Raw genomic sequence first — 23,554 nt, 5'->3', positions numbered from 1 at the left:
TTTTAATTATAAGTACTTGACTAATCGTAGGAATAAGAGTCTGTGACATGAAATAATGTCGCAGACTTTCTTCACTTATAAAGAGGGAATCTTTAAATTTTATAACTGTTTAAATAATATCAAAGGCTCAATTAAAAGGGATTATAGAAAGATCGAACAGATTAAGCCAGTTGCACGACGAGGACGAAATTTAACACGAATTCTTCTCCAACCCCTTTTTGTTTAATGGATACTTTTTAATTTTATGTTTTAATTCTCAGTCTAACTATTTATGATATATTTATAATTAATTAACATTTTAAACAAAGGGTGAACGATGGTGAAAGAAGTAGTTCTAGGAATTGATTTAGGCACAAGCGCAATAAAAATTATTGCTGTTGATCAATTAGGAAATGTCATTGAATCAGTAAGTGAAACATTAAAATTATACCAAGAGCATCCTGGTTATAGCGAACAAGACCCTAATGAATGGTTTGAGGCTACTAAGAAAGGGATAAAAGAATTAATTCAATCAACAGAAATGTTAGATAAGATAGTAAAGGGGATTTCTTTTTCTGGTCAAATGCATGGGTTGGTCATAGTTGATGATAACGGCATTCCTTTGAGAAAAGCGATTTTATGGAATGATACTAGAAATTCAATACAATGCAGACAAATTGAAGATATATATGGTGAAAGATTGAATTATAATCCGATATTAGAAGGATTTACACTTCCCAAAATGTTATGGGTACAACAACATGAACCTGAAATTTGGAGTCGAGTTGATGTTTTTATGTTGCCTAAAGATTATTTACGTTATTGCTTAACTCAGACAATTCATATGGAATATAGTGATGCATGTAGTACATTATTATTCAATCCTGAGAATTATGAATGGACAAGAGATGTTGGAGATACATTTAACATTGGTGATATCTACCCACCCTTAGTACAATCACATTCATATGTTGGAAATGTGACTGAATCACTGGCTAATGAATTAGGATTATCTAGTGATGTTGCTGTATATGCTGGGGGTGGCGATAATGCATGTGGTGCAATTGGTGCTGGTGTCATTCATGATAAAAGTGCATTATGTAGCATAGGTACTTCAGGTGTTGTATTAAATGTTGAATACCAACGTGTGACTTCATATGATAGTAATTTACACTTATTTAATCATAGTGTTCCAGACACTTATTACGCAATGGGAGTAACGTTGGCAGCAGGCTATAGTTTAAACTGGTTAAAACAAACTTTTTTTGAAAATGATTCTTTTGAAGGGATTTTAAATTTAGCTGCATCTTCAAAGATAGGTGCCAATGGACTACTATTTACACCTTACTTAGCTGGAGAACGTACGCCACATGGTGATGCTCAAATACGTGGAAGTTTTATAGGTATCAGTGGGCAACATACTAAAGCTGACTTTGCGAGAGCAGTAATCGAAGGCATAACGTATTCTTTATATGATTCTATAAAGATTATGAGACGAGCTGGTCATGAAATGAACTCTATCACTTCAATCGGTGGTGGGGCTAAGAGTAGATTTTGGTTACAACTTCAAGCTGATATTTTTAATGTGCAAATAAAAAGATTGAAGCATGAAGAAGGCCCAAGCATGGGAGCGGCAATTTTAGCAGCATACGGTCTAGGATGGTTTAAAACAATTGAGTCTTGTGTAGAGGCATTTATTAAAGTAGACGAGGTGTTTGAGCCGAATTATGAAAATCATGACCTTTATGAACAATACTATTCAGTTTATGAAGCTATATATAAACAAACGAAACAGCTTACTGCTGATTTGTTAACGATAACGAATTAAAATATTAAAGACTTATCGCTCACTTTTAATGGCGATGAGTCTTTTTATTATAGTCAATTATAAGAAAATGAAAAAATAATTATATTTATCAACAGTACATACAATTTCGTCGTAGAAAAGTTCAAAAATTGAAAAACTGTCTACTAAAAATGATAAGTAAAAATTTAATTATTAAAATGAATATTGACATTGATTTAAATTATACGTTTAATATAGATATCATTTTTAAGATTTGAGCACTCAAGACTATATAAGCATCGAGAGGATGATACTATGTTTATTTCAAAACAAGAATTATATGAAAAGTTACAATATGTTACGCCAAGAACGTTTGCCTACTTGAATGAAATAGATTATTATAACTTATTAATGATAATTGAAGAGCATCAAATATCTATTCCACCGATTCATCAACTTCGAAAAACATTGCGAGGAAGTAAAATTATGAAGCCTAAGAATCGCGTAGACAATTGTTATATTCATTTAAAGGATGAAATTCCGACCCCAATTAATAATGAACAATTAAGTTTCCTGCATTTTTATTCACGTCAGCAAATACATTTAATTTTGAGTGCTTATTCTAGAATGAAAAGTCTAAAGTTACGGCCTCAAAAACATTGTTTAAAACTCAAATTCCCCTTAGATCAGCATTCTATTCGTAAAGAAATTACACCACCTCAAAGCTCTGACAAAGACAATGATATTTTAATTTGTCTATTACAAAAATTAATCAACGAAATTACCAAATGCCAAGTTCCTGTTTCTCTAAAGAATAATTCTTTCGAAATAAAACTACCAAACTATATCATAAAGGTTGATTTAAACTATCACGAACAGCAAGACCATTTATATCCATTACAATATAGCATCCACGCATGGCATAGAGATTTCCAATATCTCGAAATCTCAAATACCTTCATGATACCGTCTTTGAATGATCTTATTTTCCATATACAAAAGCTTTTTTTACTTATATTTCAATTACCTGAACATCTCGCGAGACAAGAATATTCATTGAGTCAATATTATTTTTATTCGCAATGCCATACAAAAGATTAAATGGACACTTAAAATATTTGATAGTGAGATGTCGAGCACCACCATAAAAGGTAAGAAAGGTAAGTTATAAGAAGGTTAAAGTATGATAAAATTCGTTTCATTTATTTGATATTAAGTCATTAAAACACATTATTTAACATAAACATTCATATTGCTTAGAATCTATACCATAAAATTACGTGTAGATTCTCAATCTTTTCGCAATCATTGATTGAAATGAAATTTTTGGTTCATTAAGTTTTTTATAAACTCAGTCAATAAGAGCGATAGAGCGGGACATAAAATTCTTAGATGAATTCAGTTCCGCTCCTTTTTTAATTGTGACTAATTTTTTACAAATATGACTTTTAGCGTTAGAATACATGGAGTCATCTTAGTTATGCATTGACAAAATATTGAATTATTGTGATTACATTTTACTTTTACAGTATTTGAAGTAGATAAATAAAACCAATTAACTAAAAAAGTAATTTGAAACCATCTTAAAATATAAAATTCGTGTATATAAATGTTTTAGAAAGACTATTAAAACATTTTTGTGAATTAAATCACAATATAGACTTAATTGTGTTCAATAAATTGTTGAAATCGCTTTCTTTAGGGTGTACGATAACTATGGCCTAAAAATAAAGAAAGAAGGTTTTGGGGAAATGGATATTATTTTAGGAGTAGGGACTTTAGTACTCGTTCTTATTATCATGACGCTTTTCTTAAATTTTGCGCCATATGGTAAACAAGGTTTACAAGCTTTATCAGGGGCTGCTTGTGCCACGTTTTTACCACAGGCGTTCTTAAGTTACGCAATTGGTGGCGTATTCCATGTTAAATTTTTCCAAGAAATTGGTGATTTAGCAGGGAGTTTAAGTGGTATAGCTGTTGGTATATTAACTTGTCTAAAGTTAGAAGTGTCTCCAGTATTTGCAGTCATTGTAGGTTTAGTATTACATGACTCAAAATTATTACCTGCGTTTATCGCAGCGTATGTTGTTGCATTTGGAATCAAGTTTGTTGAGAAAAAAGTTCCAGAGGGACTAGATTTAATTGTTGTTATTTTATTGGCTCCAGCAGTTACATTTGGTCTTGCAAACTTAATTTCTCCAGGGGTTATTGCAGTACTTAAACAAATTGGTAGTGCAATCACTTCAGTAGGTGATAACAACCCATATGCATTAGCAGTCATTTTAGGACTTGTTATTCCTGTAACTGGTATGACGCCATTAAGCTCAATGGTACTTACAAGCTTATTAGGTTTAACTGGTATTCCAATGGCAATTGGTGCGTTAACATGTACAGGAGCATCTTTTGTTAATGGAATCTTATTTAGCAAATTAAAAATTGGTAATAAAGGTAATGCCTTCGCGGTATTTGTAGAGCCGTTAACTCAAATTGACTTAATTGCCAAATATCCGCTACAACTGTTTGGTGCGAATGCCATTATTGGTGTTGTAAATGCTTGTATTGTCACATACAGTGGACTAGTTATTGATATTAAAGGTATGGCAACACCTATAGCAGGTGCTATTGTACTTTATGGCTTTAACGATGCTGTAAGATCTACAATTACAATTATCGCAGTAGCAATTGCAAGTGTGATATTAGCGTATGTTATTAGTGCTATTATTAATAAATTTAACTTGATGAATGTCGGATTCAAGTTACCACGTAGAAAAAACCAGGTTAAGGAGAGTGTTTAATGATGGCTAAAAGCTATGATTATCAAAGTGCTTTCGATATTATTGGACCAGTAATGATGGGACCTTCAAGTTCTCATACAGCAGGTGCAGTAAAAATTGGTAATTCAGCGAGAGCTGTGTTAGGAGATATGCCTAAGCATATAGAAATTCGTTATTATGAATCTTTTGCTAAAACGCATCAAGGGCATGGTACAGACGTTGCTATTGTCGGAGGTGCTATGGGCTACAGCACTTTCGATAGTAGAATTAAATCATCCTTAGACATAGCAAAAGATGAAAATATTACAATTGATATTATTGAAGATGAAGGAGAAAGTATTGGTCAACATCCTAACTGTGCTTATATCAAAGCAAATACGAAAGACGGTCGTTATATAGAAGTGATAGGTATTTCTATTGGTGGCGGTACAATCAAACTAAAAGGTATCAATGTAAATGGTTTAGATGTGGAACTGAATCATGGGCTTCCAATGTTAGTTATAGATGGAAATATGAATAAAGCTAAAATAAATCATCTTATTAATGATTTATCAGATATGAACTTAGACCTAGGTGAAGAATTAATAAAAACAAATGATAATGAAGGTTTAGTTGTATTTCCTTTAAATAAAGCAATCTCAGAATCAGCATTAAATATTATTAAAGATAAACATAGTGATTTAAACGTTTCCTATATCAAATAGAGGGGGATTAACATGTTTGATTCAATTAGAGAGACAATAGATTATTCAGTTGAAAATAACATCAGTTTTGCTGATATGATGATTAATGATGAAATGGAAAGAGAAGGTAAATCTCGCGAAGAAGTGCGTGATTTAATGAGACAAAACTTAAACGTTATGCGTGAGGCGGTTGAAAAAGGTACGACTGGCGACGGTGTGGAAAGTGTGACAGGTTATACAGGACATGACGCTGCTAAACTTCGAGATTACAACGAGAATAATCATGCATTATCAGGTCATGAAATGATTGATGCAGTCAAAGGTGCAGTTGCAACGAACGAAGTTAATGCAGCAATGGGTATTATTTGTGCTACTCCGACAGCTGGTTCCTCGGGAACGATTCCCGGCGTAATATTTAAATTAGAAAAAACTCATAATATCACTGAAGATCAAATGATAGATTTTCTATTCACATCAGCTTTATTCGGGCGAGTAGTTGCAAACAACGCGAGCGTTGCCGGTGCAACTGGTGGTTGTCAAGCCGAAGTGGGTTCGGCATCTGCAATGGCTGCAGCTGCTGCAGTATCAATTTTTAACGGGTCACCTGAACAATCAGGACATGCCATGGCATTGGCAATTAGTAACTTATTAGGCTTAGTTTGCGATCCAGTTGCTGGTTTAGTTGAAATTCCATGTGTAATGCGTAATGCTATTGGTTCAGGAAATGCATTAATATCTGCAGACCTTGCACTAGCTGGAGTTGAAAGTCAAATTCCAGTTGATGAAGTCATAGGTGCTATGGATAGAGTAGGTCGTAATTTACCTGCATCATTAAGAGAAACAGGATTAGGTGGTTTAGCAGGTACACCTACTGGCGAAGAAATCAAACGTAAAATATTCGGCGAAGCAGACAACATGGTTAAAAATAAATAATTAATATTTAAATGCTCAGGCTTTATAAATTATAAAGCTTGAGCATTTTTAGTAGTAAAAGATGTTAAAAATAAAGAAAAAATTATAAAAGATAAAGTTCTTATATTAAGAACGCCTTTAATCATATGATTATAGGCGTTTTATATATTGCAAATTTTCTGACAACAACATAAAATAGCTAAAAAGGGGTTGATGAAATGCTGAGATTATTTTTGATCTTCATCGCATTCATCATTAACACGACGATAACTTATTTATGGACCATCGAGGGAACATGGCCCAACTTGCTATTTAAATCATTATCATTGAGCATGATAATTGTTTTTATATTCTATTACATTCGTTTTGTTATTGAAGATAAAAAAGAAGACTGAAGAAATAAAAAATAAAGAGTATCTTTTTGGATTAACTTATTTAATAATAACTCCACACTTTCTTATGAATCGGATAAATCATATTGATAAAATGATAAATCGAGCCATCGATTAAACTTATAACCTACATTTTTAATTGTACCTGCATGTGAGAAGTCAAACTTTTTATGTAATGCGATACTGTCCATGTTCGATGCATCAATCCCGGCAACAATGGTGCGATAACCTTGTTCTTTAGCGTAATGAATTAAATTCTCTAATAATTGAGAAGCGATACCTAGTCCTCTGTACTGTTGATGAACATATATTGAATGTTCAATAGTATATAAATAGGCCGGCCATTGTCTAAAGGAACCATAAGTGGCAAAACCAACCACTTTCCCTTCTTTTTCATAAACCCATATAGGTTCGTTTATTTTTGCTTTAGATTGATACCATTGAAGACGTTCATCTAATTGTTGTGGCTTATACGTATAAACAGCTGTTGTATTAAGGATAGCATCATTATAAATTGTCAAAATATCTTGAAGATCCTCTAGTCGTGCAAATCTAATCATCTCAATCCCTCAAATCTTTAAAATTATTATTTTTATTCAATAGACAATGCATCATCTTCAGGCATTCTCATCTAGTTCAGATATCACACCATGTAATGTTGAATTTTTAATTTAATGCTATACTAAACTAAAATTATATAATTTGCGAAATAAATATAAAGGAGTAACATAAATGAAGCAGTGGATGAATAGATTAATCACCTTAATAGGAGTATTGTTAATCATTTTAGCTATTTATTTATTCTCAAAGCCATATATCGATAATTATCTTCATGAAAAAGATAACGATCATAAAATTGAAAATTATGATAAAAAGGAAAAAGAACAGACAAAGACATCTAAATCGACGCCAAAGATACCTTCCGATAAATCTAAAATGGCTGGTTATATAGAAGTTCCAGATGCGCAAATAAAAGAACCTGTATACCCTGGTCCAGCAACGCCAGAACAACTCAATAGAGGTGTAAGTTTTGCAGAAGGTGACGAATCTCTTAATCAACAGAACATTTCAATTGCTGGTCATACGTTTACTGATCGTCCGCACTATCAATTTACAAATTTAAAATCAGCAAAAATCGGTAGTAAAGTGTATTTTAAAACTGGAAATCAAACTAGAAAGTATAAAATAACTAAAATACGTGATGTTAAACCTACAGAGGTTAAGGTATTAGACGAACATCCTAATAAGAAAAATCAATTAACATTAATTACTTGTGATGACTATAATGAAGAAACGGGTGTTTGGGAAACAAGGAAAATATTTATAGCTACACAAATTAACTAATATTCTTATAAGTGAAAGATACGTAATAAACTGTATGAATTATGTTCTGCTTCGAGAAGAAGCTTTGTTAAAATGAATTTTAATAACTTATTGATTAGAGAGTTAAGGACAAAGTGATTGTCCTTGGCTCTTTTTAATATGTCGATTCAAGTTATATAAATGAAAATAAGAGATTTATCTTATATATTAAGCGATAGTGTGAATGACAAAGGTAATTATTTTTTATGTTGAAAACAATTTCAATATATGAATATTTTTTCACTATATTTGATATTGCTTCAATCCCAAATCCAACAGCTATATAATGATTATGAATTTTAATCTATAGATAGGGGGCTTAACGATGATTAAAGCCATTGCGGTAGATATGGATGGAACATTTCTTGACTCAAATAAACAGTTTGATAGAAATCGTTTTGAAACTATTTTTAAAGAATTAATAGATAAAAATATCAAATTTATAGCTGCGAGTGGGAATCAATTTGCAAAGCTAAAATCAATTTTTGGAGATAGGGAAATGTTCTTTATATCTGAAAATGGAGCAGTCATCTATAAAGGTAATCAACTTTACAATTATCGAAGTTTTGATCAGTATATTTTTCAAAAAGTTGTAAATTATTTAAATTTGAATCAAAAGATAAACAATTTGATTATTTGTGGTGTGAAAAGTGCATATATTTTAAAAGAGACAAGCGAAGCATTTAAGCAAGATGCACGTACATATTATCACCAACTCATAGAGATTGACTCCTTACAAACATTACCTGACGATGATTATGTGAAAATTGCTTTCAATATTAATCGTCAGACTCATCCAGACTTAGATGAGAAATTAGCTCTTAAGTTTAAAGATGATATTAAACTAGTATCAAGTGGCAGAGATAGTATAGATGTTATTATGCCAAATATGACTAAGGGTCAAGCTTTGTCTAGATTATTAAAAGAATGGCAAATGTCTGCTTCACATTTAATGGCATTTGGAGATGCAAATAACGATAAAGATATGTTGGAACTCGCCGAACATAGTTATGTCATGGCTAATAGTGAAGATCAATCATTATTTAATATAGCAAGTCATGTGGCACCTTCCAATGATGAACAAGGTGTACTATCAACAATCGAAAATGTTGTTCTCGGTTATTCCAATAAATAATAAAATGGTTAAATGTCTGAAACATTAACATGTACAGACGCTTAACCATTTTTTATTAGAAAAGTAAACTGTTTATTATTTTATTCACATTAATAAAAAGTGATATTGTAATGTAATGGTATAGGCTAAGTAAATCGAAATAATGATAAATAATATATTGACTACAGTGATTACTGACTTTATACGTATTAGTTTAATCGCGTATCACATGTGCCAGTTTTAATTACTGATAATGCTGCATTCAAACCACCCTCGACTAAATTTTGTACTGCTTCATCAGAGAAAAAGGCAATATGAGGTGTAACTAAAATGTTTTCATTTCTAATTAGGTCTAATAATATTGGGTCATCAATCGTTTGATTTGACCAATCAAATGTGAAATAATTAGCTTCATTTTCATATGTGTCAATGGCAGCACCTGATAATGTACCATTATTGACTGCTTCAATTAAATCAGGTGTGTTAATCACAGCTCCTCTTGCTGCATTAACTAAAACGGCACCTTTTTTTACTTTTTTAAACATATTGTTATCAAATAAATGAAAACTATCTTTATTAGCGGGTACATGTAATGAGATAATATCAGCATCTTTAATTGCATCCTCTATTGTTTCTTTATATTCTAAGAAAGATAAAGAATGATTAGGGTATGCATCATAACCAACTACTTTCGCACCAAAACCAGCATAGATTTTACCTGTTGCAGCACCAATACGTCCTGTACCGATGATTGCTACGGTCATGTTTTTTACTGGACGAGACATAATAGGGGACGCCCACGTGAAATTATGTGCTTGCACACGTTTTTCAATTGTTGGGAATTTTCGTACGAGTTGCAGAGCGATAGATACCGAATATTCAGCAATTGTTTCAGGTGAATAACTAGGTATATTTGAGATAATAATTCCATGTTTTTTTGCAAGTTCTAAGTCATACATATCAAATCCAGCCGTACGTTGTGCAATTTGTTTAATACCATAAGACTCTAATTTAGGGTAAACTTCAGGTTCTAATTTACCGAACTGCATTGTTGTCACACCGTCATAATCTTTTAATTGATCGACTGTATCTACACTTAAAAGTTCTGTTGATGTAGTAACATCGATATTATTTTTCTTTCCCCAACGTAATGCCATGTCCTTTTCATATGCTCTTGTACCGAAAAACATAATTTTTGTCATTAAAATTACCTCATTTCTAAAATTTAGAATTAATGAATAGTAAAAACATTCACAAGTCAGTACTTATGATTTTTTTATTATATGTGATTTAATTCACTAAACAAGTTATTTCATAGGTCTTTTAAATTTCTAAATTATACTAACTATATAAGTGAGCTGAAGAGATTAGAAATCAATTACTTTAGTTACACTTTGAAGTCGTATATAATTTGTATCAACAGAAGTAAAGAGAGGAAGGTATGATTATGAATCAAATGAATCAAACGATTGTTGATGCATTCCATTTTAGACATGCGACAAAAGAATTTGACCCTGCGAAAAAAATTAGTGATGAAGATTTTAATACGATTTTAGAAACAGGTAGATTATCTCCAAGTTCACTAGGTTTAGAACCTTGGCACTTTGTAGTGGTTCAAAATAAAGAATTGAGAGAAAAATTGAAAGCCTATAGTTGGGGAGCACAAAAGCAACTTGATACAGCAAGTCACTTTGTATTAATTTTTGCCCGTAAGAATGTGACGGCTCATACAGAATACGTGCAACATTTACTTCGTGGTGTTAAAAAATATGAAGAAAGTACAATTCCAGCTGTTGAAAATAAATTTGATGATTTCCAAGAAAGTTTCCATATCGCCGATAATGAACGAACATTGTATGATTGGGCGAGTAAACAAACATATATTGCGTTAGCAAACATGATGACAAGTGCTGCATTACTAGGTATCGACTCATGTCCAATTGAAGGATTTGATTTAGACAAAGTGACTGAAATTCTTTCTGATGAGGGTGTTTTAGATACAGAACAATTTGGTATTTCAGTTATGGTAGGCTTTGGTTACAGAGCACAAGAGCCTAAACACGGCAAAGTTAGACAAAATGAAGACGACATCATTAGTTGGATTGAATAAAGAAATTTTATGAAACCACAAGGTATAGCATAGGTTTATGTTAAATACTATAGTTTACTCCTGATAGTGAGAACTTTAATCAAGTACGATTATATGAATATAAAATTAAGTGAGTTATCAATAATAAATATATAAACAACCTGAGACTTCTACTTGAAGCCTCAGGTTGTTTTTTGAATATAATAAATTTTTTATACGTTGAATAATGTGACGCGAAGCGGGTACAACACAAACATAGTCACTTTTATTGATGATGCAAACAGATAATTTTGCATTATTTACAAAAGAGGTTAAAATAAGTGTTACATTGAGTAAACGCTTACATTTTATTAGGGATAAGCGATTACTTCAAATATCACTAAAAAAGGATGGGTTTTAATGACAAATATTAACGTAAGAAATTATATAGATGAAAGTTACGGCTTGTTTATTAACAATGAATTCCAAGCTAGTGATAGTGGGGAAACATTAACTGTTTCTAATCCAGCTAATGGTGAAGATTTAGCTAAAGTTGCACGCGCTGGTAAAAAAGATGTGGATAAAGCTGTTCAGGCAGCTCATGATGCATTTGATAGTTGGAGTAAGATTTCTAAAGAAGAACGTGCAGATTATTTATTAGAAATTAGTCGACGTATTCATGAGAAAACTGAACATTTAGCAACAGTTGAATCACTGCAAAATGGTAAACCCTATCGCGAAACATCAACAATTGATGTACCACAAGCAGCCAATCAATTTAAGTATTTTGCTAGCGTTTTAACAACTGACGAAGGTTCAGTTAATGAAATTGATCAAAATACAATGAGTTTAGTTGTTAATGAACCTGTTGGGGTTGTTGGTGCAGTAGTAGCATGGAACTTCCCAATTTTATTAGCATCATGGAAATTAGGACCAGCTTTAGCAGCAGGTAATACAGTAGTAATTCAACCATCATCATCAACGCCTTTATCATTAATTGAACTTGCTAAAATTTTCCAAGAAGTTCTTCCTAAAGGAGTAGTTAATGTCTTGACTGGTAAAGGGTCTGAATCAGGAGACGCTATTTTCCATCATGAAGGTGTAGACAAATTATCATTTACAGGTTCTACTGACGTGGGTTACGGTGTGGCACAAGCAGGTGCTGAACGTATCGTTCCTACAACATTAGAATTAGGTGGTAAAAGTGCTAATATTATCTTTGATGACGCTAATTTAGAGCAAGTGATTGAAGGTGTTCAACTTGGTATATTATTTAACCAAGGTGAAGTATGTAGTGCAGGTTCAAGATTATTAGTACAATCATCTATTTACGATGAATTATTGCCAAAATTGAAAGAAGCATTTGAAAATATTAAAGTTGGCGATCCATTTGATGAAGATACTAAAATGAGTGCGCAAACTGGACCAGAACAATTAGATAAAATTGAAAGTTATATAAAAATTGCTGAAGAAGATGACAAAGCTAACATCTTAACTGGTGGTCATCGAATCACAGACAACGGCTTAGACAAAGGTTACTTCTTTGAGCCTACAATTATTGAGATTAACGATAATAAACATCAACTTGCTCAAGAAGAAATCTTTGGTCCAGTTGTAGTAGTTGAAAAATTCGATGATGAGCAAGAAGCTATCGAAATTGCAAATGATTCTGAGTATGGTTTAGCTGGAGGTATCTTTACTACAAATTTAAATCGTGCATTAAATGTAGCTAAAGCTATGAGAACAGGTCGTATTTGGATTAACACTTATAATCAAATTCCTGCAGGTGCGCCATTCGGAGGATATAAAAAATCAGGTATTGGGCGCGAAGTATATAAAGATGCTATCAAAAACTATCAACAAGTTAAAAATATCTTTATTGATACAAGCAACCAAACTAAAGGTTTATATTAATAAAAAGAGGCACTTTACAGGATGCATGCGTATGCGTGCATCCTGTTTTTTTGTTGAAATTTTACTTCAATTAAAAGCAGAAAATATTTTTGAGTATTACACAAAAATTTATTTATCTGGTGAAAAATAATAAATTAATATTTGTTTTTATATTTTGTATGGTACAATAATTTTAAATATGAAAATGTTGTGAGGGATTTTATGAATTTAGAAGAAAAAAGTTATATTGAACAACAAGTAACGAATCGTGGAAAATCTACTGCTGTATCTTATGTACTTTGGTTTTTTTTAGGAGGATTTGGAGCACATAGATTTTATCATGGTAAAGTAGGAAGTGGAGTTGGATTATTAGTCTTAACATTATTAACTGTTTGGTTTACTTTTGGAATTCCTACATTAATTTGGGCTATTATTGATGCTTTTTTAATTCCAAACTGGGTTAGAGAAGATGAAGAAAGAATACGTCAGCAAGCATTAAGCGAAGTAAAATTAATGAAAAATAAATAAAATTATAAAAACCTGAGACATTGAGTGCAACACAAAGTTAGACTAAATTCTAACATTGTGAGGTATAGTACACATCAATCTTGTCTCAGGTTTTCTTAATATATAGACAAAACACTAGAAATTACATCTACCTTATATCAAACACTTTCAACAAATCCCATAAAGACGAAGTACATGTTGAAATTCAACGGACTAGGAAAGTTGGGGTTCGTGGCCTTAACAAAGAGAATTTTACGGAGAAATTCCACGGGCAGAGCAAGTTGTCGGTAACTTGGATAGCTTATTCAAAATAAGGCGTGTATCAACTACGATAAGTTATCATCGTTATTTTGTTTTGTTACCATGAATTGTAATGTCAAAGCCTTCAGGTGAAGTAACATGACTACTATTTGCATTAGGTTGATATATGTCAAAGTGACATAAACCATAAGTTTGTTCATTTTGAGTTCTAATCTTATTTGACTGCCAAGTATTTGTAGCTATATGATGATGATACTTTTGAGTAGACATAAATAGTGCTTGTGGGAAATTAGATATATGTTCGAACCCTAGCTTTTCAACATAAAATTCATAAGCTGATTCTAAATTGTGGGTTTTGAGATGTAAATGGCCGATTTTTCCTTCTTCCGGCCAACCTTGCCAACTTTCGTTTGAGCGTTGAGCCATTAAATCATTGACATCAACTTCCAATGTATCCATTTTGACAAAACCGTCTCGCCATACCCAGTCTTCTGAAGGACGATCATGATAGACTTCAATACCATTACCTTCAGGATCAGCGAAATATAGCGCTTCACTGACAAGGTGATCTCCGCCACCCATTGCGATGTTGTGATTGTTAGCATGATAAAGGAAGTCTGCTAAATCGCTACGAGTCGGTAAAAGATAAGCAACATGGAATAAACCTGCTTCTCTAAATTCCGGTTGTCGACCATTGTTGAGTTCATTTAAAGTTAAAGTATAACCAAGATTTCCGATGTTGAATACGGTCTGTTGATTCGTTTGTTTTTCAATAGAAAAACCTAATACATTAGAATAGAAATCAGTTAATTTATTTAAATCTTTAACATTTAAAGTGACGTTTGTTACTTGTGTAGCATCTATAGAATGAAAATTTGTCATCGTTTCGTGTTCCTTTCAATTTTAAAATAAGTATAATTAATATACTTAAAAGATACTAAAATAGCTAATATATTGAACTAATATAAAATCTAAATAAAAGAGTAGAACTAAATTATTTTGAAATTAGTCCTACCCTTACATAGTTAACTATATGTGTGCCCATTTGATAAACGTATTGCATATTTAGTCAACTGCTATAAATTTTCGGTGAAATAAGCGAACGACGTATATCTCAAATTGATATGAGTACATTCACATAAACTATCCTAAATAAACATCTTGTGCATGATCATCTTTTTCTAATACGTTTTTTGCGAATGGACAAGAAGCGATAATTTTTAGATTGTTTTCTCGTGCATGTTCAACAACACGATTAACTAATTTTTTACCTAGACCTTGTCCACCGAGTTCATCAGAAACTCCAGTATGATCTATGTCTATCTCATTGTTATCAACCTCTTTAAATGTAATAACAGCTTTTGGGTTATTTTCGTCATCACCTACATAGAATTTATGATCGCCTTGTTTAATTTCTGCAGCCATCGACGTTCACTCCTTTAAAATAGTATATAGTTATATTTATCACGCTTTGACGTTTTCAAACATAATTGGTTTACAGTTTACATTTATATTGATAACTATTGCTTTTTTATAATGTAACGGATATAGTGATAAGCGTATAAATTGGTCATAGTAGGGAGCACTTATATTGAAGAAATTAATTATAGTGTCAATCATCATTTTAATGTTAAGCGGATGCAGTAGCTTTGATCATCGTAAACGCGAAAGTATTAATGACAAGAATAAAATGAAAGTATACACGACTGTATACGCATTTCAAAGTTTGACACAACAGATTGGTGGAAAATATGTTGACGCGCAATCAATCTATCCTGCTGGTGCTGATTTACACTCATATGAACCAACACAAAAAGATATGATTGATATTGCCAAAAGTGATCTGTTTGTCTATTCAAGTCATCAATTAGATCCTGTCGCTGCAAAGATTACGAATTCGATGACCAATAATAGTATGAAATTAGCGCTTGCCGAAGGACTCAAACAAAGTGATTTTATTCACTCTAAAGACCATGATGAAGATCATGAGCATCATTCACATCATGAAGAATCGAATCAAGATCCTCATGTTTGGTTAGATCCTGTTCTAAATCAAAAATTCGCTTTCATGATTAAAGAGAAATTAATAGAGAAAGACCCTAAACATCAAGCTTATTACAATAAAAATTATAAAATAGTAAATAAAGATATTGTGCATATTGATCAACAGCTACAATCAATAACGAAGCATTCTAAAAGAGATAAAGTTGTGATATCACACGATTCGCTAGGATATTTAGCGCATCGTTATGGTTTTAAACAACAAGGTGTTAAAGGTATGAATGATGAAGAACCTAGTCAAAAAGAGATTTTGAATATCGTTAAAGATATACAGCATTCACACGCGCCTTATGTTTTATATGAACAAAATATTACCTCCAAAATTACAGATGTTATTAAGAAAGAAACAGATACGAAACCATTAAGTTTTCATAATTTAGCTGTATTGACTAAAGAGGAGCAAAATGATGATTCAATTTCATACCAATCATTAATGAAAAAGAACATTCACGTATTAAATCGCGCACTCAATAATTAAAAACGGGGTGGGTTTAACGTTCTAAATAAAACGTTAAACCCATCCCGTTAGTTATATGATAATGATTATATTAGTATCTGATATAACTTACTGTGGTATTATAGTATTCTTCAAAACCGTGAATACCGTCAGCGCCACCTAAGCCTGATTCACGCCAACCTGCGTGATAGCCATTAACGACTTCTTCAGCCTCACAATTTGCATATACTTCACCAAATTTTAGACGTTCGGTTGCTGTCATTACTTCTGTTAAATTTTCAGAGAAGATATAAGAAGATAAGCCAGCGTTTGTATCATTAGCGTCTTCAATCACTTGTTCAAAATTACGGTATGTTGTTATCGCAAGAACAGGACCAAAAATTTCATCTTTAAAGACACTATCGTCTTTTCTAACGTTATCTAATACCGTTGGTGCGTAGAAGAAACCATGGCGTTTTAATTGATGTCCACCAGTCATCAATGTTGCACCATTTTTAATAGCATCTTGAACCTTTTCATGAATACTATCAAGTTGCTTTTGGTTAATAATTGCGCCGTAATCGGTGTTTTCATCAAATGAATCTCCAACAGTTAAGCTTTTCATTTTGGAAGTTACTTTATTTAAAAAGTCATCGTGAACATCTTCATGCACAAAGATACGTTCAGGGCACGTACAAACTTGACCTGCATTATTTATACGGGCTGTCACAATATAGTCAACTGCTTTATCTAAATCGGCATTTGATGTGACAATGACTGGAGCATTTCCACCTAATTCTAAATTTACTTTCTTTACAGTTTGAGCAGCATTTTCGTAAACAGATTTACCAGCTCTCATACTTCCAGTTAAAGAAATAAGTTGAATGTCTTTATGCGAAGCTAATTGTGTACCTACTGTTTCTCCAGTGCCAGGAACAATTTGAATCAAACCTGCTGGTATAGTTGATGCTCTGAATAATTCAGCTAATCGAAGAGTGAGTAACGTTGTCTCTTCACTAGGTTTAATCACTACTGAACAACCAGTTACAATAGCTGGAATGACTTTTCGCATAAGGACAAGTATCGGTGCGTTCCATGGCACAATACCAGCAGTAACTCCGATAGGTTTGTTGATAATTTGAATCGTTTCATTTGCAATACTATTTTGTAGAACACGTCCTTTATCTGACATACTCAGACTTGTCATATAATCGATAAATGAGATTGATTTGTCAATTTCTCCATAAGCTTGCGATAAAGTTTTACCTTGTTCTTTTACGTATAATTGAGCTATTTCATCGCGATTTTTTTCTAATAAAGGTATAAGTAATTTAACATGTTCTGCACGTGTAGGTTGAGGCACGCGCTCCCATTCAAGTTGTGCTTGTTGAGATTTTTCAATTGCGTCGTTTACTTCCTCTTCAGTTGCAAGAGTGATAGTATCAAATGCCTCGCCAGTAGCTGGATTAATGACATCCATTGTTTCTTTAGACTGACTTTCTATAAATTCATTGTTAATAAATAATTGGTTTGTCATGTTAAACACCTCCATTAGAAGTATTCCCTGAAAAATCAGTTTTAAATTTAAATTGCGTTATTTATATTAAAATTCTCCTGAACTTCAAGAAAATGAGCAACCATTAAGAAGGTAAATAGTGTTTAAATAGATTGGTTAACTTACACAGGAAGTGCTAATAGAATTAAAATTTGTTTAGTATGTGTTTAACTCTTTACCTTATTGATAATATAAAAGCCTAAGACAATTTGTCCTAGGCTAAGATTATTATTTTCGTAAAATTCCTTTGTATATCACAGGAATTAATAAGATAAAACCAAAAAGTCCCATGATAGGGAATACTTTACCAATGAGAGAAATGAATCCCACAAAAGTACAAGCAAATGTTATTATCGCCATCATAACTATAAGAATATAATAGCGTTTCGTAAACGGTCGACTAAATCGTGATGCAAAGGCGTACATTAAACCGACTACTGTATTGTATATGACTAAAACCATAATGACAGACATGATAATACCAATGGATGGAGAAATCTGCTTAGCAAGTAGCAATGATGGTAATGCTGCTTCTTTAATTTGATTAAATTCTGTAACAAGACCAAAATTAATCAAAAGTAATAGTAAAGTGACAATAATACCACCGATAAGTCCACCATAAATTGTGGACGATTGATACCTTAGCTTCCCACCCATTACAGTTAAAAAGCTAAATGCAGCAGCAATTTGTAAGCTAGCATAATTAATTGCGTCAAACCACCAACCAGGTGAAATCGACTTATTTTGATTTGAATATTGACTGGCGTCACTAAAGTTTAAATCACCGGTAATAAAGTAATACACTGCAATCATTACTACGACTGCCACAAGAAATGGTGTTACTCCTCCTAAAACAGCGATGAGACGATCGAACTTTAGAAATAATGTTAACAAAATAAGTATCACTAAAGTGAGAGAACTTAACCAAAAAGGTAAGCCAAAACTTTCATTTATGGTCGATGCTCCGCCGGCTGTCATAATAATTGCTAGAGAAAATAAAAATACCGTAAGTATAATATCAAATAATTTAGCTATTGTTGGATGTAAATAATATCGAATAGATTCGGAGTGGTTTTGAGATCTAAGACGAAAGCCAGTATTTAATACGAATATTCCTCCAAGAGTTATGATAAGTCCAGTAATAAAAATACCGCCAATACTGTAAATACCATGACTAGTGAAGAATTGAAAAATTTCCTGACCTGTTGCAAATCCTGCTCCAACTACTACGCCTACAAAGGCGAAGGCAACAATGATGGATTCTTTAACATTGTTCATTTAATAAACAAATCCCTTCAAGCGCTATCCAAGTTAGATTAATTTTTCTTACAAAAATTTTAAAAATTACATTAATCTATTTTAGATGATTTTACTGAAAAAATAAACAGTAAAGTTCGCCACATATGTACTGTTGTATAAATAGGGTGTACGTTTAAGTGTGGTATGATTAAATAAGATGACAGATAAGTGCGCATATTCAAGTGCCATCTAACTTAAATCCATATATTTCATTTAAATGTTTACATTATCTTTAAGCAAATCATAATGCAATTGCAAATCATTTTTGGTAGTATAGGTCAATATTAAGTATATAAATCGAATTGGAAATAAAGAAGGTGTTTAATATGTCATTGGACTTGCCCGTGATGCTAACGATTGTGTTGTTCTTAGCACTAGGCATTTTTAGTCAATGGTTAGCGAGTAGAATAAAATGGCCATCGATTGTTGTCATGGCCATCGTAGGTTTACTTGTAGGACCTATTTTTGGATTAGCAAACCCAAAAGAGGCACTTGGACCTGAGGCATTTAGTTCAATTGTATCTCTTGCTGTAGCAATTATTTTATTTGAAGGTAGTAGTAATTTAGATTTTAGAGAATTAAAAGGCATTTCTAAAGCTGTTATAAGAATTATTACAATAGGTGCAGGGATTGCGTGGATTTTAGGAGCGATTGCTTTACATGTCACTATGAATTTCCCTCTGTCTATTTCATTTGTTATCGGAGGACTATTTCTAATCACTGGTCCAACTGTGATTCAACCTTTATTAAAGCAAGCGAAAGTAAAAAGAAATGTCGATTCAGTATTAAGATGGGAAAGTATTATCTTAGATCCTATTGGACCTATTATTGCACTCACTGCATTTTATGTATTCCAGATTTTTGAGGAAGGGATAGGCTTTGTCGTTATTATTCTCTTTATCTTGAAACTCTTAGCTGCAATTTTAATAGGTTTTGGTGCAGCCTTTCTATTTAATTGGCTTATAGGTCAAGATAAAATTCCTCAAAGTTTAATGCCACCCATTCAGTTTGTATTTATTCTTTTAACATTTAGTATCTGCGATGAGATATTATCAGAATCAGGCTTACTAGCTGTAACAATTTTTGGCTTAATGATGGCGCGTAAAAAACGTCACGATCTCATCTTTAAGGAATCAGACCACTTTATAGATAATGCATCATCTATACTTGTGAGTACTGTATTTATTTTAATTACGTCTTCTCTAACTAAAGATGTATTGCTCAATGTGTTATCTTGGCAGCTCATACTATTTAGTTTGGTAATGATTGTATTAGTAAGACCAATTTCAGTGCTTCTTTCAACATTAGGTACTGAAATAACTAAAAAGGAACGTGCAGTAGTAGCACTAATGGCTCCCAGAGGTATTGTGGTTTTAACAGTGGCACAATTCTTCTCAAGTTTATTTATGGACGATAAAATTCCTATGGCTCAATATATTACACCAGTAACCTTTGGTCTTGTATTTATCACTGTAGTCATTTATGGATTTGGTTTTACACCTTTAAGTAAACTGTTCGGTGTAGCAAGTACGGAGCCACCAGGCGTAATTATCGTCGGAGAAAGTGAATTTTCATTCCATCTCGGCATTAATCTAAGGGATCATGGTATACCCGTCATGATGTTCAACTTATTTGAAAACACATCAGAAAAAGCCCACGAAGCGGGGTTCGAAGTATTTAAAGGTAATCTTTTATCTAGCAATGATAGAATTTATTCTGATTTATTACGCTATAATAAATGTATTTTGATGACACAATCGTTTATCTTTAACAGTTTAGCATTTAATGAATTGGTACCTGAATTTGGCTTGAATAATGTAGATATGATGCCTGTATCTTTTAATGATGAGCAAGCACGAAACAATTTAAATGGTCCAATCAGAAATCATATATTATTTGATGAAAATCATACCCCACGTTGGTTTAATCAATTTATTACACAACATAATATTATTGAAGTACCAGCAGAAGATTATGAAAAAATTACAGAAAATGATATGTTAATCTATCATATCAATGAAGATAAAGAAGTGACGTTTAAACGAAGTAATAGAGATATACCTGAACATGAAACAGGTGTTTATGGTATTTTAAAAAATGCTTATTTAACATAATGTGTTGCGTAAGTTACAAAAAGTCATATTTCAAAAATTAATTTGTTTTATGAAAAGATAATCAATGACGTGACCTTTAATTTATTCAAAATAAAACATAGCATACTTTAGCACATGAATTAAGCGCCTGTACATGAGTGTATGTACGGGCGCTTTTAATTTAAGTTATTAGGAGGTAAGATATGTTATTATACTTCAACTTACTAAATATGTTTAAAAATATTATTTTAAATATCGGTCGTGCATTAAAATTTTGAGGATATCAATTTGATCTTGCAGTTGTTTACCGATATTGGTATCTCTAATTTTTTTACGTTGCAATTCTTCATCTACAACGCGTTTCACTGACAATTCATCTGCCCCCATTGATAACACTTTTTCTTTTCTATTAAACTCTTTATGTGCGACCAATTGCATACCAAATGAATTATATAAAAGTGTATATCCGGCAATACCAGTTGTTGATTGATAAGCTTTTGAAAATCCTCCATCTATGACTAACATTTTACCATCAGCTTTAATTGGATCTTCACCATCAATTTCTTTAACAGGCGTGTGACCATTTATGATACGTCCTTCATCTGGATTAAGACCAAAATCCTTTAACATTTTACGTATCATATCAACATCTTCACGTAAATAATAATAAGGATTTTTCTCTTCTTTATGAGATGCTTTATCTTCTATAAAATAACGTTCAAACGTTGTCATGGCACGTTTACCAAATAAAGATGAATATTTACCTGTCCAAAGATACCATACTAAATCTGTAGATATGTCTTCGGTAGATGTTTTATGGTCGAAAGCTTTTCTTACATGATATTCAAAAACATCGAGTAGTTCACGACCACTTAAACGTTCACCTTCAATTTCAAATGATTCCATTTCTCCATTTTCATCGACGGGAATACAACCGTGAATTAAAAGGTTGCCATTATATGGAAGATATAATTTTCCTTTTCGCATAAGGAAAGACATATGACGTCTTAATTTTTCAGATTGTTGGAATGAAAGTAATAGCTTATCCATGACTTCTTTTTCCTCTGCTAGTAACTCAGCGGGATTATTAGGATCTACAGTTTGGAAACAAGTATCTTTAAGCGGATAAGTTTTATTGTATATAGTGATTTCATTATTATCATAATCTATTTTTTCTAAAACTAAGCGTTCTTCCATTTCAAAAGAAGGACGACGCTTAATAATAGGCATTTCAAGTTTAAATTGAATCATCGCAATCGCTTGATGAATTTTTGTGATTTGACTTTCTTCGCGCTTTGTAAGACTGACGTCTTTATCTGGTCGTTTCTTAGGTTTAAAAGCTGGGTTTTCAGCATCGTAATACTTTTCAGCAAGCGTAAGTAAAGGACGTAGATTGATTCCATATGCATCTTCGATAATATCTAAATTATCATAACGTGCACAGATTCGTAGAAGGTTAGCAAGACATACTTTTGAACCAGCATAGGCGCCAATCCATAATACATCATGATTTCCCCATTGGATATCTACAGAATGATAATTTATTAATGTATCCATAATTTTATCAGGTTTAGGACCACGATCATAGATATCGCCCACGACATGAAGATGGTCTACGACAAGACGTTGTACAGTATAGGAAAGGCCAATGATTAAATCATCTGATTGTTCTAATTCAATAATTTGGTTAACTAGTGTTTCATAATAAGGCTTTTTATTATGAAATTCATTGCTCTTATAAAGTAACTCTTCAATGATATAAACATATTGTTCAGGTAATGCTTTGCGTAATTTTGAACGTGTATATTTTGATGAGCAATATGTAATTAAATCAATTAATTGTTGAATGGTTGTAATATACCAAATATTTAATGTTCCGATTGAATCGAAATTATTTTTAACTAATTTTAGTTTTTCTTCCGGATAGTATACTAATGCTGCTAAGTCGTTGATTTCTTGCTTGGATAATTTATCTTTGAAGATATCATTAATTTTAGCACGCACATTTCCAGATCCGTTTCTTAAAACATGTTGGAAAGATTCGTATTCACCATGAAGGTCACTGACAAAATGTTCAGTTCCTTTAGGTAATTCTAAGATTGACTCTAAGTTAATAATTTCAGTAGCAAGTTTTTCTGCACTGTCAAATTTTTGTGAGAGTAAATCTAGATATTTTTGTTTCATTTCACTTTCTGTAATATGGGTCATGCATAGTCACCTCTAATTATATTTTCCGACCTAACGATACGATTATTTATAATAATGCGCTTACATAGATTATCTTGAAAAAACAATTAATTTTCAATAATTGCGTATCATAAAATTAAAATTAATAAAAAAGCTAAGTTAACCGTTAAGAAACGGAAAACTTAGCATAAC

At 32.2% G+C, this 23,554-nt stretch carries 20 protein-coding genes; 13 read left to right on the top strand and 7 right to left on the bottom strand.

Annotation, left to right across the window (positions count from 1 at the left end):
* Positions 1 to 316 precede the first annotated feature (316 nt).
* From xylB to HMPREF3058_RS12150, 6 genes are all read left to right on the top strand, one after another.
* Positions 317 to 1,807, top strand: a complete 1,491-nt coding sequence (gene xylB / locus HMPREF3058_RS05990) for a xylulokinase (protein WP_002491061.1) — start codon at positions 317 to 319, stop codon at positions 1,805 to 1,807.
* A gap of 273 nt (positions 1,808 to 2,080) precedes the next feature.
* The gene (locus HMPREF3058_RS05985) at positions 2,081 to 2,866 is read left to right on the top strand and encodes a hypothetical protein (protein WP_002491112.1); all 786 of its coding nucleotides are present in this window, start codon (positions 2,081 to 2,083) and stop codon (positions 2,864 to 2,866) included.
* 650 nt (positions 2,867 to 3,516) lie between these two features.
* Entirely contained in the window at positions 3,517 to 4,560 is a 1,044-nt protein-coding gene (locus HMPREF3058_RS05980; protein WP_002486456.1) for a PTS sugar transporter subunit IIC, read from the top strand.
* A 2-nt stretch (positions 4,561 to 4,562) separates the two neighbouring features.
* Positions 4,563 to 5,243, top strand: coding sequence for an L-serine ammonia-lyase, iron-sulfur-dependent subunit beta (gene sdaAB / locus HMPREF3058_RS05975; RefSeq protein WP_002458212.1), 681 nt, complete (start codon positions 4,563 to 4,565; stop codon positions 5,241 to 5,243).
* Positions 5,244 to 5,255: 12 nt separating this feature from the next.
* Positions 5,256 to 6,155, top strand: coding sequence for an L-serine ammonia-lyase, iron-sulfur-dependent, subunit alpha (sdaAA, locus tag HMPREF3058_RS05970; RefSeq protein WP_001832363.1), 900 nt, complete (start codon positions 5,256 to 5,258; stop codon positions 6,153 to 6,155).
* Between the two features lie 197 nt (positions 6,156 to 6,352).
* Complete coding sequence (locus tag HMPREF3058_RS12150; protein ID WP_002447106.1) at positions 6,353 to 6,529, top strand: hypothetical protein; 177 nt, start codon at positions 6,353 to 6,355, stop codon at positions 6,527 to 6,529.
* 62 nt (positions 6,530 to 6,591) lie between these two features.
* Here HMPREF3058_RS12150 and HMPREF3058_RS05965 read toward each other — a convergent pair whose 3' ends face one another.
* Positions 6,592 to 7,086 (bottom strand): GNAT family N-acetyltransferase, encoded by a 495-nt coding sequence (locus HMPREF3058_RS05965; protein ID WP_002475106.1) that lies wholly within the window; start codon positions 7,084 to 7,086, stop codon positions 6,592 to 6,594.
* Positions 7,087 to 7,258: 172 nt separating this feature from the next.
* Between HMPREF3058_RS05965 and srtA the strand changes: the two genes are divergently transcribed.
* Complete coding sequence (gene srtA / locus HMPREF3058_RS05960) at positions 7,259 to 7,870, top strand: class A sortase SrtA (RefSeq protein ID WP_002447108.1); 612 nt, start codon at positions 7,259 to 7,261, stop codon at positions 7,868 to 7,870.
* 343 nt (positions 7,871 to 8,213) lie between these two features.
* Positions 8,214 to 9,023 carry a Cof-type HAD-IIB family hydrolase gene (locus HMPREF3058_RS05955; RefSeq protein WP_002447109.1) on the top strand — a complete coding sequence of 270 codons (810 nt, stop codon included), beginning with the start codon at positions 8,214 to 8,216 and terminating at the stop codon, positions 9,021 to 9,023.
* A gap of 188 nt (positions 9,024 to 9,211) precedes the next feature.
* On the opposite strand, the gene HMPREF3058_RS05950 is transcribed toward HMPREF3058_RS05955, so the two are convergent.
* The gene (locus HMPREF3058_RS05950) at positions 9,212 to 10,204 is read right to left on the bottom strand and encodes a D-lactate dehydrogenase (protein WP_002486430.1); all 993 of its coding nucleotides are present in this window, start codon (positions 10,202 to 10,204) and stop codon (positions 9,212 to 9,214) included.
* A 245-nt stretch (positions 10,205 to 10,449) separates the two neighbouring features.
* Here HMPREF3058_RS05950 and HMPREF3058_RS05945 point away from each other — a divergent pair, with 245 nt between their 5' ends.
* From HMPREF3058_RS05945 to HMPREF3058_RS05935, 3 genes are all read left to right on the top strand, one after another.
* Positions 10,450 to 11,112, top strand: coding sequence for an NAD(P)H-dependent oxidoreductase (locus HMPREF3058_RS05945; RefSeq protein WP_002447111.1), 663 nt, complete (start codon positions 10,450 to 10,452; stop codon positions 11,110 to 11,112).
* A gap of 378 nt (positions 11,113 to 11,490) precedes the next feature.
* A complete protein-coding gene (locus tag HMPREF3058_RS05940; protein ID WP_002447113.1) occupies positions 11,491 to 12,984 on the top strand; it encodes an aldehyde dehydrogenase family protein in 1,494 nt (497 codons plus the stop codon).
* A gap of 201 nt (positions 12,985 to 13,185) precedes the next feature.
* Entirely contained in the window at positions 13,186 to 13,491 is a 306-nt protein-coding gene (locus HMPREF3058_RS05935) for a TM2 domain-containing protein (RefSeq protein WP_002458205.1), read from the top strand.
* 324 nt (positions 13,492 to 13,815) lie between these two features.
* Here the strand turns inward: HMPREF3058_RS05935 and HMPREF3058_RS05930 are convergent, their stop codons facing one another.
* Both HMPREF3058_RS05930 and HMPREF3058_RS05925 read right to left on the bottom strand, forming a co-directional pair.
* Positions 13,816 to 14,613, bottom strand: a complete 798-nt coding sequence (locus tag HMPREF3058_RS05930; protein ID WP_002491092.1) for a VOC family protein — start codon at positions 14,611 to 14,613, stop codon at positions 13,816 to 13,818.
* Between the two features lie 261 nt (positions 14,614 to 14,874).
* Positions 14,875 to 15,156, bottom strand: a complete 282-nt coding sequence (locus HMPREF3058_RS05925) for a GNAT family N-acetyltransferase (RefSeq protein ID WP_002484947.1) — start codon at positions 15,154 to 15,156, stop codon at positions 14,875 to 14,877.
* 166 nt (positions 15,157 to 15,322) lie between these two features.
* Here HMPREF3058_RS05925 and HMPREF3058_RS05920 point away from each other — a divergent pair, with 166 nt between their 5' ends.
* On the top strand, positions 15,323 to 16,270 hold the full coding sequence (locus HMPREF3058_RS05920) for a metal ABC transporter solute-binding protein, Zn/Mn family (RefSeq protein ID WP_002489507.1): 948 nt from the start codon (positions 15,323 to 15,325) through the stop codon (positions 16,268 to 16,270).
* A gap of 70 nt (positions 16,271 to 16,340) precedes the next feature.
* Here the strand turns inward: HMPREF3058_RS05920 and HMPREF3058_RS05915 are convergent, their stop codons facing one another.
* Positions 16,341 to 17,765, bottom strand: coding sequence for an aldehyde dehydrogenase (locus tag HMPREF3058_RS05915; RefSeq protein WP_002491076.1), 1,425 nt, complete (start codon positions 17,763 to 17,765; stop codon positions 16,341 to 16,343).
* Positions 17,766 to 18,011: 246 nt separating this feature from the next.
* Positions 18,012 to 19,061 (bottom strand): YkvI family membrane protein, encoded by a 1,050-nt coding sequence (locus tag HMPREF3058_RS05910; protein WP_002491025.1) that lies wholly within the window; start codon positions 19,059 to 19,061, stop codon positions 18,012 to 18,014.
* 347 nt (positions 19,062 to 19,408) lie between these two features.
* Here HMPREF3058_RS05910 and HMPREF3058_RS05905 point away from each other — a divergent pair, with 347 nt between their 5' ends.
* A complete protein-coding gene (locus HMPREF3058_RS05905; RefSeq protein WP_002489482.1) occupies positions 19,409 to 21,196 on the top strand; it encodes a cation:proton antiporter in 1,788 nt (595 codons plus the stop codon).
* A 222-nt stretch (positions 21,197 to 21,418) separates the two neighbouring features.
* Here the strand turns inward: HMPREF3058_RS05905 and HMPREF3058_RS05900 are convergent, their stop codons facing one another.
* Complete coding sequence (locus HMPREF3058_RS05900; RefSeq protein ID WP_002499540.1) at positions 21,419 to 23,383, bottom strand: fructose-bisphosphatase class III; 1,965 nt, start codon at positions 23,381 to 23,383, stop codon at positions 21,419 to 21,421.
* Positions 23,384 to 23,554 lie beyond the last annotated feature (171 nt).

It is taken from the genome of Staphylococcus sp. HMSC068G11 (assembly GCF_001815825.1).
GTDB classification, from domain to species: domain Bacteria; phylum Bacillota; class Bacilli; order Staphylococcales; family Staphylococcaceae; genus Staphylococcus; species Staphylococcus epidermidis.
This window is presented reverse-complemented; position numbering and strand designations above follow the sequence as displayed.